The sequence below is a fragment of the Microvirga sp. HS2 genome, from assembly GCF_055792805.1.
The window spans coordinates 190,653-204,612 of record NZ_JBVVAJ010000004.1 but is presented as its reverse complement, the minus strand read 5'-3'; the positions used below and the strand labels follow the sequence as shown (position 1 = coordinate 204,612).

General features: G+C 66.3%; 10 protein-coding genes. 1 reads left to right on the top strand and 9 read right to left on the bottom strand.

Annotated features, from left to right (window positions below):
• Positions 1-35: 35 nt before the first annotated feature.
• The gene (locus tag ACS5Q0_RS05990; protein WP_473125698.1) at positions 36-671 is read right to left on the bottom strand and encodes an HAD family hydrolase; all 636 of its coding nucleotides are present in this window, start codon (positions 669-671) and stop codon (positions 36-38) included.
• A gap of 332 nt (positions 672-1,003) precedes the next feature.
• On the opposite strand from ACS5Q0_RS05990, the gene ACS5Q0_RS05985 reads away from it, so the two are divergent.
• The gene (locus ACS5Q0_RS05985; protein WP_473125697.1) at positions 1,004-2,488 is read left to right on the top strand and encodes a DEAD/DEAH box helicase; all 1,485 of its coding nucleotides are present in this window, start codon (positions 1,004-1,006) and stop codon (positions 2,486-2,488) included.
• Between the two features lie 262 nt (positions 2,489-2,750).
• On the opposite strand, the gene ACS5Q0_RS05980 is transcribed toward ACS5Q0_RS05985, so the two are convergent.
• Genes ACS5Q0_RS05980 through ACS5Q0_RS05945 form a run of 8 tightly spaced genes read right to left on the bottom strand, consistent with a single transcriptional unit; the run spans position 2,751 to position 13,955 of the window.
• Positions 2,751-3,632, bottom strand: coding sequence for an FkbM family methyltransferase (locus ACS5Q0_RS05980; RefSeq protein ID WP_473125696.1), 882 nt, complete (start codon positions 3,630-3,632; stop codon positions 2,751-2,753).
• A gap of 12 nt (positions 3,633-3,644) precedes the next feature.
• A complete protein-coding gene (locus ACS5Q0_RS05975) occupies positions 3,645-4,808 on the bottom strand; it encodes an ABC transporter permease (RefSeq protein ID WP_473125695.1) in 1,164 nt (387 codons plus the stop codon).
• Positions 4,805-5,824, bottom strand: coding sequence for an ABC transporter permease (locus tag ACS5Q0_RS05970; RefSeq protein ID WP_473125694.1), 1,020 nt, complete (start codon positions 5,822-5,824; stop codon positions 4,805-4,807). Before ACS5Q0_RS05970 ends, ACS5Q0_RS05975 begins: the two co-directional genes overlap by 4 nt.
• Positions 5,821-7,734 carry an ABC transporter substrate-binding protein gene (locus ACS5Q0_RS05965; RefSeq protein ID WP_473125693.1) on the bottom strand — a complete coding sequence of 638 codons (1,914 nt, stop codon included), beginning with the start codon at positions 7,732-7,734 and terminating at the stop codon, positions 5,821-5,823. The genes ACS5Q0_RS05970 and ACS5Q0_RS05965 overlap by 4 nt, the downstream gene beginning before the upstream one ends.
• Positions 7,734-9,599 (bottom strand): ABC transporter ATP-binding protein, encoded by a 1,866-nt coding sequence (locus ACS5Q0_RS05960; protein WP_473125692.1) that lies wholly within the window; start codon positions 9,597-9,599, stop codon positions 7,734-7,736. The genes ACS5Q0_RS05965 and ACS5Q0_RS05960 overlap by 1 nt, the downstream gene beginning before the upstream one ends.
• A gap of 32 nt (positions 9,600-9,631) precedes the next feature.
• On the bottom strand, positions 9,632-11,557 hold the full coding sequence (locus tag ACS5Q0_RS05955; protein WP_473125691.1) for a glycosyltransferase: 1,926 nt from the start codon (positions 11,555-11,557) through the stop codon (positions 9,632-9,634).
• A complete protein-coding gene (locus ACS5Q0_RS05950; protein WP_473125690.1) occupies positions 11,545-12,687 on the bottom strand; it encodes a glycosyltransferase family 4 protein in 1,143 nt (380 codons plus the stop codon). Before ACS5Q0_RS05950 ends, ACS5Q0_RS05955 begins: the two co-directional genes overlap by 13 nt.
• Complete coding sequence (locus ACS5Q0_RS05945) at positions 12,684-13,955, bottom strand: glycosyltransferase family 4 protein (RefSeq protein WP_473125689.1); 1,272 nt, start codon at positions 13,953-13,955, stop codon at positions 12,684-12,686. Before ACS5Q0_RS05945 ends, ACS5Q0_RS05950 begins: the two co-directional genes overlap by 4 nt.
• Positions 13,956-13,960: the final 5 nt, after the last annotated feature.

Sequence of the window (13,960 nt, the reverse complement as noted above, 5' to 3'; positions counted from 1 at the left end):
CCTTCAGCCGTGGTTTGTTTCAGGGCGACGGCGCCTCACAGAGGGAGTCTGAATCCGCCCGTCCCTTCCCTGAGCGGCTCGATCTGCCGGAAGTCGGAAATCCAGGCGTCGGCGAGATGGGCGAGGTGGCTCGATGGGCCGATTCCCACGACCTTCGCCCCGGCTTGGCGGCCCGCCTCCATGCCCGCCTGGGCATCCTCGAAGACGATGGCGTCGTTCGCATCGAAGCCCAGGAGCTGCGCCGCCTTGCGGTAGCCTTCCGGGTCGGGCTTGCTCCGGGACACGTCCTCGGCCGCGATGAAGGTTTGAGGCAGCGGCAGGCCCGCTGCCGCCATCCAGTCCTCCGCGAGCGAGCGCTTGCCGGACGTGACGATGGCCCATTCGTGCCGCTCCAGGCGGGAGAGGAAGTCCTTCGCTCCCGGAACGGCCCTGATCCGCTCCGTTCCCTGCGCGGCCTGCTCGTTGAACCAGGCCGTCTCGGCCGCGTGATCGGTCCCGGCCGGAGCGAAGAGGCGGACGGTCTCGGCGGCCTGCCGCCCGTGGGACTTGGCGAGCACCGCATCCCCGTCGATCCCGTGCCGGTTCGCCCAGCGATGCCAGATCTCCTCGATGACCTCGGTGGAATCGATCAAGGTGCCGTCCATATCGAACAGGAAAACTTTGCCCCGCATGGCTTCCCACATGGAATGTGACGCACGATTCCCGGATCCGGCCCAGGTTCGTGAAACTCGTTCAAGCCTTTATGTCAGGCTCCGAGGTTGACGGATAGGCCTTTAGCCCTCATATGAACAGCACGGCGTCAGCGCTCGATCCGAGCCGCTTGAGCGGGACTGCGTGACGGAAATTCGCCTCGACGGCGAAAACCCGGTCCCCTTCTTCAATCGCTTGACCCATAGGACGGCCCCATCACGCGGGCTGTCGCCACGAGAGCCCTGAAGCGCCTTAGCATTCCTGCCGAACCTGCTTTGCGGCTCACCGCATCCGTTCGAAAGACGATATCACTTTGACACTCTTCACCGATTTCGGATTGGCCCAGCCGATCCTGAAGGCCCTGGCCGCCGAGGGTTACGAGAAGCCCACGCCCATCCAGGCCCAGACCATCCCCTATGCCATGGAAGGTCGCGACGTCTGCGGCATCGCCCAGACCGGCACCGGCAAGACGGCGGCCTTCGCGCTGCCGATCCTGCATCGCCTGTCCGCGAACCCGAAGCCGCGCAAGCCCAAGAGCCCCCGCGTGCTCGTGCTGAGCCCGACCCGCGAGCTCTCCGGCCAGATCGCCGACAGCTTCAAGGCCTATGGCCGCAACCTCAGGCTCACCACGGAAGTGGTGTTCGGCGGCGTCACCATCTCCCGCCAGGAGAAGGCGCTCGCAAACGGCGTCGACGTGCTCGTGGCTACGCCCGGCCGCCTGATCGACCTCGTGGATCGCAGGTCGCTGTCCTTGAGGGACATCGAGATCCTCGTCCTCGACGAGGCCGACCAGATGCTCGATCTCGGCTTCATCCATGCGCTGAAGCGCATCGTGACCCTGCTGCCGAAGGAGCGCCAGAGCCTGTTCTTCTCGGCCACGATGCCGAAGACGATCTCGACGCTGGCCGATTCCTTCCTGCGCGATCCGGCCCATGTGGCTGTGACGCCCGTCGCCACCACCGCCGAGCGCGTGGACCAGAGCGTCATCTTCGTGCCCACGAACCGCAAGCAGGTTCTGCTCGAAACGCTCCTGCGCGACCCGGCCATCGACCGCGTGCTCGTCTTCACCCGCACCAAGCACGGCGCGGACAAGGTCGTGCGCGGCCTCGACAAGGCTGGCATCGTCGGCGCGGCCATTCACGGCAACAAATCCCAGCCGCAGCGCGAGCGCGCCCTGGCGGGCTTCCGTGACGGCTCGTGCCGGGTTCTGGTGGCGACCGACATCGCCGCGCGCGGCATCGACGTCGAAGGCGTGACCCACGTCATCAACTACGACGTGCCGAACGTGCCGGAATCCTACGTTCACCGCATCGGCCGCACCGCGCGCGCCGGAGCTTCGGGCCTCGCGATCTCGTTCTGCAACGACGAGGAAAAGGCCTATCTGAAGGATATCGAGAAGCTGACGCGCCTGAAGGTGCCGGTCATGCCGCTGCCCGAAGGGCTGCCTGCCGCCCCGGCCGCTTCAGAGACGTCCGAGCGTCGCGAGCCGCAACGCGGTCGTCCGGCTCCGCATGCCCGTGGGCAGCAGGGGCACGGCCAGTCCCGCCAGGCCGATCCCAATGCTTCGAGCGGCCCCAAGCGCCGCCGGCGCGGGGGCAAGCCGGGGGGAGCCCAGCCGGGAGCCCAGCCGCAGGGCGGCCATCCCGGGGCCCATCAGCAGCAGCGCGCCGCGCAGGGCCAGAAGCCCGCACAGGGCCAGCGCTCCCAACAGGGCCGTCCGGCCGCAGCCCGCTCTTCGGACGGACGGCGCGACGGAGCCCAGGTGGCTTGGCTCGAGAAGAGCCCGCGCCGCCGGTAAGGCATTGAGCGAATAACGAGAAGGGCGCCTCAGGGCGCCCTTTTTCTTGGCATGTTTCCTCTCTGCGGAGTGCGAAGGTGAGGTGACGGATTGCCTGATCAAACCAGATCGCTCGCCTCGTCATCCCCGGCCTTGTGCCGGGGATCCACGTCTTTGAGCCTCGACTGTTCCGAGGACGTGGATGGCCGGGTCAAGCCCGGCCATGACGCGGTGTGGCTGTCGTGCTGTCTGGGGCAGGCGCATCGCTTTGACCTTGCGTCCCTCACCCCTGCCTCTCTCCCGCCTGGGAGAGGGGATGCGCTGCGCTGCCTTTACGCTGTGTGCGATGATCTTGTTGCGCAGCAGGCATCATCAAACTCCTCCGTAACGGTGACTCCGCCTGGAGCAGCGAAGGCGCAAGCCGATGCGCCGCATGTCCTGCCACGAACAGGACGTTGAACTGCTCGTCGCCGTATTCCCGATCCCGCGCCACGGGCACGAAGCCTGCCTCTATCAATATCTCGACAACATGGCCCGCGCTTCCGCCGTCCTGCCAGAAGGGGAGGGTCTCGCACTCTACGAAGACGGCGAGCGTTCGGGCCAGGACATCGCCCGCGCCGGCGAGAACCCGCTCGGCGGCGCCTTCGACGTCGATCCAGAGGGCGAAGCTCCGGTTCGGGCGATCCGCAAAAAGGCTGTCGAGAGTCCGCGTCTCGACCTCGTAATCGTCATAGGCGATCTTCTCGTTGCGCAGCAGCAGCGAGGACTTGCCCTCGGGTCGGCCGCGTGGCGCATGGATCGTGGCTCGTCCGTCGGCATCCGAGACGGCGAGGTTGCGGTAGTCGATGCCGTGGGCCTTCAGCGCCGGAGCATGATGCGCATGGGTTTCGGGATCGGCCTCGAAGGCGATGACCTCGCAGCCCGGGGCTGTGTCGCGCACTGCGAGCGACAACGACCCGTCGAGCGCGCCGATATCGCACACGATATCGGGCTTCAGCACGTCGGTGACGTGCAGGAACGCGGCTCGCAATGCCGCGTGACCGTCTGCGCCCTTGGGCGCTGAGGACAGCACGTTCAGGTCCCGCATCAGCAGGAACGACACCGCATGGTTCAGCCGCGGGATGCCGAGCCAGTCGGCGAGCCGATGTTTGAGACGCTCCAGCACATCATCGTCCGATCAATGGTACGGATCCGCCGCGTCGCGCAGACCGTCGCCCATGAAGTTGAAGGCGAGCACCACGATGATGACGGGGACCATGGGAAAGAGCAGCCAGGGGTGAAGCTGCACGGCGGCGAGGTTCTGGGCCTCGTTGAGCAGCACGCCCCAGCTCGTCACGGGCGGGCGCAGGCCCAGGCCGAGGAAGGAGAGGGCGGTCTCGCCGAGGATCATGGAGGGAATCGAGAGCGTCGCCGAGGCGATCAGATGGCTCATGAAGTTCGGGATGAGATGGCGCGCGATGATGCGCTTCTTGGAGGCGCCCATCAGCTCGGCGGCCTTCACGAAATCCTCCTCGCGCAGCGCCAGGAGCTTGGAGCGGACGGCGCGCGCCAGTCCCGGCCAGTCGAGGAGGCCGAGGATGATCGTGATGCCGAAGAAGACGAGGATCGGGCTCCAGTTCGGCGGCAGAGCGGCTGAGAGCGCGAGCCAGAGGGGCAGCTCCGGCAGGGAGCGCAGAATCTCGATCATGCGCTGGATCACGTGATCGACCCAGCCGCCGAGATAGCCCGCCAGGCCGCCGAACAGGAGGCCGAGCGCGAAGGATACGGCGATGCCGATGATGCCGATGGTGAGCGAGATGCGTGCGCCGTAGGTGATGCGCGAGAACAGGTCGCGTCCCAGCCGGTCGGTGCCGAGAACGAACATGGTGCCGTTCTCGGGCGGGCAGACGAGATGAAAATCCGTGTTCCAGACACCCCAGAACGCGTAAGCATCGCCCCGGCAGAGGAAACGGATCGGCTGCGGCTGGGATCGGTCGACGGTGTAGACGCGGCGGAACGTCTCCAGGTCGAAGGTGAACTTGTAAGGATACACGTAGGGGCCGACGAGGCGGCCCTCGTGCACGAGATGAATCGGCTGCGGCGGCGCGTAGAGGAAATCGCCGTGGCGTTTCGTCTGGTTGTAGGGGGCGATGATCTCGACGAAGGGCACGACGAGGTAGCACGCGAGCAGCACGAAGGCCGCCGCGACCGCCACCTTGTGGCGGCGGAACTTCCACCACATGAGCTGCCACGACGAGGCGCGGTAGAAGCTCTCGTTCTCCGTGCCGATGGGTTCCGTCGCTCCTGGATCGAAGGGCGTCGGATCGACGTAATGACGTGCGCGGGTTTGGAGCGTGTTCATCGCCCGCCTCCCGTGCGGATCCGCGGATCGATCCAGGCCAGGAGAAGATCGGAGATCAGCATGCCCACGACGGTGAGCACGGCGACGAACATCAGGATGAAGCCGGCCAGGAACTGGTCCTGGTTCTTCAAGGCGCTCAGCAGAATGGGGCCCACGGTCGGAAGGCTCAACACCAGCGAGACCAGCACCGATCCGGAGACCAGATGCGGCAGGAGGTTGCCGATATCGGCGACGAAGGGATTGAGCGACATGCGGAAGGGATATTTCAGGAGGGCCTTGGTGGGCCCGAGGCCCTTGGCCTTCGCCGTCACGTAATATTGCTTTCCGAGCTCGTCGAGCAGGTTTGCGCGCATGCGACGGATCATCGAAGCCGTGCCCGCGAGCCCGATGACGATGGTGGGGACGATGAGATGCGCGAGGAAGGACTGGATCTTGGGCCAGGTCCAGGGCTCGCCCGCGAACTTGGAATCGTAGAGGCCGCCGATGGAGATGCCGAACCAGCGGTTCAGATAATAGAGGAGGATGAGGGCGAGCAGGAAGCTCGGGGTCGCAAGCCCGATATAGCCGATGAAGGTCGCCAGGTAATCGCCTACGGAATATTGCCGCGTCGCGGAATAGATCGCGATGGGGATCGAGACCAGGTGGATGAAGACGACCGCCGCGAGGTTCACCAGAAGCGTCAGCCACAGGGCGTCGCCCACGACCTCCACCACAGGCCTGTCGTATTCGAAGGACCAGCCCCAATCGCCTTGAAGAAGGCCCGAGAAGCCGTTCGGCCCCGGCATCGCACCGAGCCAGATCAGGTATTGTTCCCAGGCGGGCCGGTCGAGAGCGTATTGCTTGATCAGGAATTCGGCCTTGGCGATGGAGGCGTTGTCGTTCTGCGCGCGCAGCTCGAAGATCAGATTGGAGAGGAAGTCTCCCGGCGGCAGCTTGATGATGAAGAACACGAGGGCCGAGATGATGAGGAGCGTGACCGCCATGGTGACGAGGCGACGCAGCAGGAAACGGATCATCGGCGCGCCTCTTTGCCCGCGGCCTTGTTCCAATGGATCTCGTCGACGCGGTAGATGCCGAGCATGGCCGTGGGTTCCCAGCTGTAGAGCGCCTTCGCGGGAAGTCCCTGCAATCCGTTGCGTGTCACGATCGGTTGGAGGGCGCCGGAGATCGTGCCGATCACCCATTGGTTTTCCGCGTGGTTGCGGAGCATCTCCTGCCAGATCCGGGTCTGCTCGGCTTTGTCCGCCGTCCCCATCCAGGCTTCGTAGAGATCCGCAAGGCGCTTCGCCTCGGGCAGATCGATGGCCTCGCCGTTCATGCCCTTGGTCTCGATGTACTGGCCCCATTTGGGCCAGGCGTAGTTGTCCTGGCGCATGGGGGCGAATTCCGTCGGCGGCATGATCGCGGTGGGAACGGCGTTGTCGAGGCCGGGAGCGGCGACCATCACCGTCAGGCCGGCGAAGGCGCGGTTGCGCAGGACCGTGCGGTCCTGCGGCTTGACGAACAGCCGCACGCCAATCTCGCGCCAGAATTCGCCGATCAGGGTCAAGCCGTCCACCACGAGGCTGCTCTCGCCGTCGGTCTCGACGATGATCTCGAGCTCGCGTCCGTCCGGCAGCAGGCGGAAGCCCGCGCCGTTGCGCTTCGTCAGGCCGATCTCATCGAGGAGGCGCGAGGCTTGGGCGGGGTCGTACTCGGCGTTCAGCGTGCGCAGCTCGGGCGAGAAGAGCGGGCTTTCCGGCACCACCGTGTTGTTGCCCTCCGTCCCGAGGCCGAAGAGCAGGGCGTTGTTCAGGGTCTTGCGGTCGATGCCCAGAGACAGGGCGCGGCGGAAACGGACATCGCGGTTGAGCTGGCGCCAGACCGGGTCGACTGCGTTGAGATCGGGGTAGAGCGCCAGCTCCGTGCCGCGCGCATAGGGCCAGAGCAGGGTCTTGTAGCCCTGCACCTTTTCGCCCTCCTTGAGCACCGGTATGTCACCCATGGAAAGGCCGCGGAACAGGAGATCCGTTTCTCCCGCATTGGCCTTGGCCGCGAAGAGGCCGCCCGAGGAGACATCCATGATGATGCGATCGAGATAGGGGAGCTGATGCCCTTTCCTGTCGACGCGGTGATAATAGGGATTGCGCTCGAACACGAAGCGGTTGGCGGGCGCGGCGTTCGTTACGCGCCAGGGCATGAGGGTCGGCAGGTCCGGGTTCGTCTGCTCCTTCATGTCGTCCATGCGGTTGTGGAGGGCGGACCAGGATTTCAGCTTCTGCTGCTTGGCCTTCTCGTCCAGGGACGCCTGGTCGGCGTATTTCGCGTGGAACTGCTTGAGGTATTTCGACGCCCGGTAGATCCCGGGATCGATGGGGCCCGCGAGCTGCGGCAGGAAGCGCGGGTTGGGCTTGTCCCAGCTGTAGCGGATCCTGCGCTCGTCGATCACCTCGACGCGCGGCGGCTTTCCGTCCACCAGCATGAATTCGGGGGGGCCGGCCGGCGACAGGTCCTTGTTGAGAGCGACGTCCTCCCAGTAGTACCGGAAATCCTCGGTGGTGAAGGGCGTCCCGTCCGACCAGCGATGGCCGGCGCGCAGGGTGAAGGTGAAGACCATGTCGCCCTGATTGTCGTAGGATTCGAGCAGATCGGGCTGAAGCTCCAGATGCCTGTCGTAGCCGACGAGGCGCGTGTAGGAATAGGTCGAGAGGTAGCGGATGTCGCGGGCCCGCGGCACGAGGGTCACGATGTCGCCGCCGGGCTGGCCCGTCGCTTCGACGACGAGCGGAGTCGCGGGAACGCGCTCGGTGATCGGCGGCAGCTTCCTGTCGTGTTTCTTGAAATAGGGTGTCTCCTGCAGGTCCTGCGCTCCGGCGGGCATCGCAAAGACCATGCAGGCCAGGACGAGGGAGAGAGCGAGAGGCGCCGTTCGCAGCCAGGGCATCATCACGCGGCCTCCTGCGTCCGGGCGCGTCCCAGGCGGATTTTATGGCCGGGCTCGATCTCTTCCATCGTGCCGAATTCGCCGTCCGGGATGCGGAAGGGCTCGGGCCATTCCGCAGGATTCGAGAAGCCGTCGGCCCGCAGCTTCGCGAAATCGAGCGGGCGGTCGAGGTCGGGATCCGGCACGGCCGCGAGGAGCGCCTGCGTGTAGGGATGAACGGGATTGCGGAAGAGCGAGGATTTCGGCGCTTCCTCGACGATGTAGCCCCGGCACATCACCGCGATGGTGTCGGCGATGTAATCCACCACGGCGAGGTTGTGCGACACGAAGAGATAGGAGAGTCCGAGGGCCGACTGGAGATCCTTGAGCAGGTTCAGAACCTGGGCCTGCACGGACACGTCGAGGGCCGAGACCGGCTCGTCGCACAGGAGCACGCGCGGTTCGAGCGCCAGTGCCCGCGCGATGCCGAGGCGCTGGCGCTGCCCGCCCGAGAAGGAATGTGGATAGCGGCGCAGCGAGCGCCGGTCGAGACCCACGAGGTCGAGCAGCTGCTTCACGCGCTGATAGCGCTCGTCGGAGGTGCCGATGTCGTGAATGCGAAGCGGCTCGGTGAGAAGCTCATAGACCGTCATGCGCGGATTGAGCGACGAGAACGGATCCTGAAAGATGAACTGCACGGAGCGCCGATAAGCCGTCAGCTCCTCGCCTTCGAGGCGGTGAACGTCCTTGGGGCCGGTGCCGTCGTCGAACAGGACGCGTCCTGCATCCGGTTCGATGGCGCGCATGATCATCTTCGACACCGTGGTCTTTCCGCAGCCGGATTCCCCGACGAGACCCAGCGTGCGTCCGACCGGCAAGGCCAGATCGACTTCGTTCACGGCACGGATGGTGCGCGGCTTGCCGAAGAAGCTGCCGGACCGCAGGGTGAAGCACTTCGTCAATCCTTCCGCCTTGAGGATCGGACCCTGAGGCTCCGGTCTCTCGGGAGCATGCACCCGCGCCAGGGCCGTGCTTTTGACCTCGCGGATGGGGGTCAGGCGCTCGTTCTCCGCCATGGCGAAGCGCGGGACGGCCCGCATGAGCGCCTGGAGATAGGGGTGCTGGGGATTGCGGAAGATGTCCTCGCGCGAGCCTGCCTCCATAGTCCTGCCGCGATACATCACCACGACCTCGTCGGCGATGTTCGCCACGACGCCCAGGTCGTGGGTGATCAGCAGCACCGACATGCCCGTCTCGGCCTGGAGCTCCTTGATGAGATCGAGGATCTGGGCCTGCGTCGTCACGTCGAGGGCGGTGGTCGGTTCGTCGGCGATCAGGAGGGCGGGGCGCGTGATCAGGGCCATGGCGATCATGGCGCGCTGGCGTAGGCCGCCGGACAATTCGAAGGGATAGGCGCGAAGCGCCCGCTTCGGATCGGGAAAGCCGACCCGCGCCAGCACCTCCGCCGTGCGCTGCAGCGCCTTGGCCCGGTTCACGCTGGCGTGGATCAGGAGCGCTTCGGAGATCTGGTCGCCGATCGTGTGCAGGGGCGAGAGCGACGTCATCGGCTCCTGGAAGATCATGGCGATGCGCCCGCCGCGCAGCTGATGCATCGCGTCGCTCTCGGGCGCGAGGGAAGCGATGTCGACCGGGGCGTCCAGGGTCGTATCGTTGAAGACGATGGAGCCGCCCGAGATCCGCGCCTTCTTCGGCAGGATCTGGAGAATGGATTGAGCCGTCACCGACTTGCCGGAGCCGGACTCGCCCACGAGCGCCACCGTCCGGCCCTTCGGAATGTCGAAGGACAGGCCGTCCACCGCCCGGAAATCCCCGGTATCGGTGTGGAAGTCGACCGTCAGCTGACGGATCGACAGGAGCGGCGCGTCCATGAGCTCCTCCTGTTGGTCTTCATCATAACGCATCAAGCCAAGGCTGTGATCCTGTTCCTTGCCGAAAACGCTTCGTCGGGGCGCAGAAGAGGGATCTGCCGGACGGCGAGGTGCATGATCAGCGCCTCGCAGAAGGCCCAGATGGCTTGGTCATGAACCAGATGATGCGTCAGAAGCCCGATAGGCTCGTCCGAGTCCGCGTCGCCGTTGGCCCTGCGGTCGATGGCAGCGGCGATCTGCGCGACGAGCCGATCCCGATCGGCCAGGCTCCGGGTCCCGTGCCAGTCGACCGGATCGATATGCGTGTTGACCTGGAGCAGGCCTTCGGCAGGGGAGGCGGCCTTCCGTTCGCCGAACGTCGAAAGAGCCGTGAAGCCCGAGCGGGGCAGATGACGCGAAAGCTCGGGCGAAATCCGGTTCCACGGGGGAACGAAGACCGGCAGGAGCTTGCGGCCGAGCTTCTCCCGCGCGGCGTGCAGGGCCTGCTCCGCTTCCATTTCCATCACCTCGACGGGCCGGTGACGGCCGAATTCCGCCTTCTTCTCCCCGGCGGGGGCATGATTGGCGTGGGACCAGCCGTGCACGAAGGCGAAGGCCTTCCCCTCGTGCCGGAGGCGCTCGCCGAGGGAGGCTTCGAGGCGGCGGGGAACGACGGCGAGCGCGAGACCGGCCTGGGCGCTGGCGCTCAGGGCGAGGAGGCGGTCGAGCCCGGGCGTATCGGCCACCGCGTCGTCGTCGCGCCACCAGAACCGGATGGGGCAGCCGCGATCCCTCGCCCGGGCGAGCGCCCGATCCACCGGCGACCAGTCGATGCGGCGGTGAAGGACAGGGCGGGCGAGGACGAGGCTTTCCGCAATGGCGACGCTCTCGCGGGCGCCGTCGAGAGCGATCCGCGGGGCCGGTTGGAACCGCCGCGCCAGACATTGCCGCACGGCGTCGGCGAGGCGGCGGGGAGAGAGGTCCGCCTCAGGCACGATCTCGGCCAGCCCGAGAACCTTCAGCCGTTCCGCGCGCAGGCGCTGCTCGGTTTCGTGACCGGCCTCGAAGGGAACGAGAACCGCTTTGACGTTGCTGCGCAGAAGGTCGACGACCGTGTTGTAGCCGGCCTGGCTGACGGACAATTCCGCTCGTGCGAGAAGCGCGCGGAAATCGGGTCTCGCACGCTCGACCGTCGCATGGGCGGGCGCATGGTCACGAAGGGCCAGAAAATCGGCCTCGCCGACGCCGCGCCCGACCAGGATGCGCCAGGGTTCGTCGGGGATCTCCTGCGCGGCTGCGAGGGCTGCGCGATAAAGTGGAAGGCTGGCCGCGCTCGATCCGCCGGACACGAGAATGCCCCTGCGTTCTCCCTCCTCCAAGGGAGCGGCGTTCTCATCGACGTATCCCGTATAGCGGACGAGCGCGCGGATGCGCTCGTCGACCGGCCAGGTGGCGTCTAGGGGCACGATGTGGGGATCGCCGTGGACGAGCACGGCGTCGTAGCCTTCGAGGAGGCGCGCATGGGTCTCCTCGACGCGTTCCGGCTTCGAGGGCGAGGCGAGGATGTCGCGGATCGAGCAGAGGACGAGCGGGCGCGGAGAGAGGCTCCGCGCATCCTTGAGGAGCGTCATGAACTCATCCGCCAGAACGCGGCGGCCGAAGGGAAAGAGTTCGGTGACGAGGATGTCCGGGCGGACCGCTCTCAAGGTGTCGAGAAGCAGGATGCGCCGCTCCGCCAGATGGAAGTTGTGAACGGGCGCGCCCTCCTCATCGAGCAGGGTCTTGAAATCCGTGCCGATCGTCCGGACCGGCGGCAGCTGAACGAAGGTGACGCCGCCGAGTCCTTCCGGTTGAACGGGGCCGCCGCCGGATATCAGGGTGGTGTCATGCCCCGCCTCGGCGAAGGCGCGCGCGAGCGCCGCGGCGCGCGTGAGGTGGCCCGCTCCCAGGAGATGCGTGACGACGATCAGGACGCGCAAGGCCGGGCTCCTCCCGATGCCGAAAGAGAGGTGAGCGCCTCGCGCAGACGATTGGCGGCGCCGTCGAGATTACGTTCGTCGCTCACGAAGCGCTGCGCATTGGCGCCGAGCGCTCGAAGCCGTTCCGGATGTTCGATCAAGTCTGTCATGGCCTCCGAGAGTGCAGCCGCATCGCCCGGCGCAGTCAAGACTCCAGTCTCTCCATTCTTCACGACGCTGGCCACTCCCCCGAAATTGCCCGCGACGACGGCGCATCCGAAGAGCTGCGCCTCCAGAAACACCATGCCGTAGGCCTCGTTCACCGCGGGCCAGACGAGCAGATCGGCATCTCCATAGAGCGCGGCGAGACGGCTCCTGTCGTCGATCTGTCCATGGAAGCGAATCCGGTGTGCGAGCGGCGCGAATACGTGCTCGATCTCCAGGCGCGCTTCGCCATCGCCCCCGATATCGAGGTGCCACGGAAGATGCGTCATGCGCGCAAGCGCGTCCGCGAGAATGCGATAGGACGCGAGCTTGTCGCCCTCGCGCATCATGGCAACGGCGAGAAGCCGCGGCTCGTGGAAATCTCCCGTGGGCGCGGGCTTCGGCCATTCCCCAGCATCCATGAAGGGCGGCAGGTCGATCAACGCCTGCTGCGACGGGCGGGCGCGCTCCAGCGCGACCCGGTCCTTGGCCGTCATCACGAAGATCGCGTCGGCATGGTCGAGGGCTTCCTCCGCTCCCGCATGCCCCAGAGCCCACGGGCCCTGCGCGCGCTTGGGGGCACGGGAGCCTTCGGCGATCACATAAGGGATGTTGAGGGCCTTGCTGACATGCGGGCCGATCCAGTCGGGGGCTTTGTAATGCACGTGATAGGTGAACCAGAGGCAGGGCCGTTCGTCCTCGGGAAGGGCGCCGTAATGCGCGGCGAGGCGGGAGGCCTCGGCCAGGGATTGCCGCTTCAGCGCCTCCTGGACCCGTCCGTCACCGGCTTTGTCGAGCGTGCGCAATTCGCTTGCGAGCTGCGGTACGAAGCCGGCCTGATCGAGGGCCTTCATCATGAGCCGCGCCATGGTGCGGTCGCCCGAGGGAAGGGGATGGCCCGGGCTTTTCAGGGGGGCATAGAACGCAACGGGCCGACGGGCGCTCACACGGGCTCCGACTGTTTCGACGGGTTGCCGACAAGAGTGCGGAAGCGGCCTTCGAGCAGGTCGATGCCGCCCTCCATCGAGAAATCCTGGCGAAGACGCTGATAGGCCGCGTCGCCCAGCATCGTCCGCTTCGCGGGCTCCCGCGCGAGAAGGTTGAGCGCATTCGACAGGGCCGTCCAATCGCCGGGAGCCACGAGTTCGCCGTCCGCGCCGTCGCGGATGAATTCGGGAATGCCGGCAAAGTCCGTCGCGACGATGGTGAGCCTCTGGCTCGCCGCTTCCATGATCACGTTCGGAAGCCCGTCCCGGTCGCCGGAGGCCGCTTTCTTGGACGGCAGCACGAAGAGATCCGCCTCGCGCAGCAGCGCGATGATGTCGGGCTGAGCCTTCGGGCCCAGGAACGCGACCTTGTCGGCGATGCCCGCCTCCTGCGCCTGCTTCTTGAGGCTGTTCAGAAGGTCGCCGCCGCCCACATGGGCGAAGCGCCAGTGCAGGTCGCCCGGTAGGGCGGCAAGCGCCTGGATGAGGTCGCCGTAGCCCTTCTTGGCCACCGCGCGTCCCACGGAAACGATTCTCACGGGATCCATGGGATTGGTGCCGTCGCGCTCCGGGCGGCTCTCGGGGGGAGCGGGAAAGCGCGAGAGGTCGAGTCCGTGATAGACGAGCGAGACACGGCCTGCGGACGACAGGGCCTGCAGGTTCTCGGCGCCGTGCGCCGTGCAGGTGACGCCCCAGAGGGCCTCCTGCATCTTTTCCCGCTTTTCCCAGTCGGGCGTCGTCCAGATGTCCTTCGCATGGGCCGAGAAGGTCCAGGTGCGGCCGGTCAGAAGCGCCGCGTAGCGCACGACGGAAGCCGGCGTGTGAAGATAATGGACGTGGAGATGCCTCACCTGCGCGGGCAGCTCCCGTGCCATGACGAAGGCCTGACCCAGGCGGCGGATGCGGTTTGCCGTGAAGTCCCGTTTCAAATCGCGCCAGAACGCCTTGAGCATCGGGCCGAACCCGCTTTTTCCGATGCTCCAGAAAGCGCCTTTGAGAACGCGCAGCGGCTCCTCGTAGAGATATTCCGGCAGATAGGTCACCCGTGCCCTGATCTTCTTGTTCATGGGATGCACGGCCCGCTCGGTCGGGTGGCGCAGGGACCAGATCTCAAGATCGAGCCCCCGCTCTTCGAGGGCCAGGATTTCCTGCGCGATGAAGGTCTCGGACAGGCGCGGATAGCCCTTCACGACGATGGCGATCCGCCGGGCTTCAGGGGAGGGAAGCATCAGAA

What these genes read in the sequence shown, in the direction of transcription:
- ACS5Q0_RS05990 (WP_473125698.1), bottom strand. Translation starts at nt 671, where the DNA reads ATGCGGGGCAAAGTTTTCCTGTTCGATATGGACGGCACCTTGATCGAT.
- ACS5Q0_RS05970 (WP_473125694.1), bottom strand. Translation starts at nt 5,824, where the DNA reads ATGATCCGTTTCCTGCTGCGTCGCCTCGTCACCATGGCGGTCACGCTC.
- ACS5Q0_RS05975 (WP_473125695.1), bottom strand. Translation starts at nt 4,808, where the DNA reads ATGAACACGCTCCAAACCCGCGCACGTCATTACGTCGATCCGACGCCC.
- ACS5Q0_RS05960 (WP_473125692.1), bottom strand. Translation starts at nt 9,599, where the DNA reads ATGGACGCGCCGCTCCTGTCGATCCGTCAGCTGACGGTCGACTTCCAC.
- ACS5Q0_RS05945 (WP_473125689.1), bottom strand. Translation starts at nt 13,955, where the DNA reads ATGCTTCCCTCCCCTGAAGCCCGGCGGATCGCCATCGTCGTGAAGGGC.
- ACS5Q0_RS05965 (WP_473125693.1), bottom strand. Translation starts at nt 7,734, where the DNA reads ATGATGCCCTGGCTGCGAACGGCGCCTCTCGCTCTCTCCCTCGTCCTG.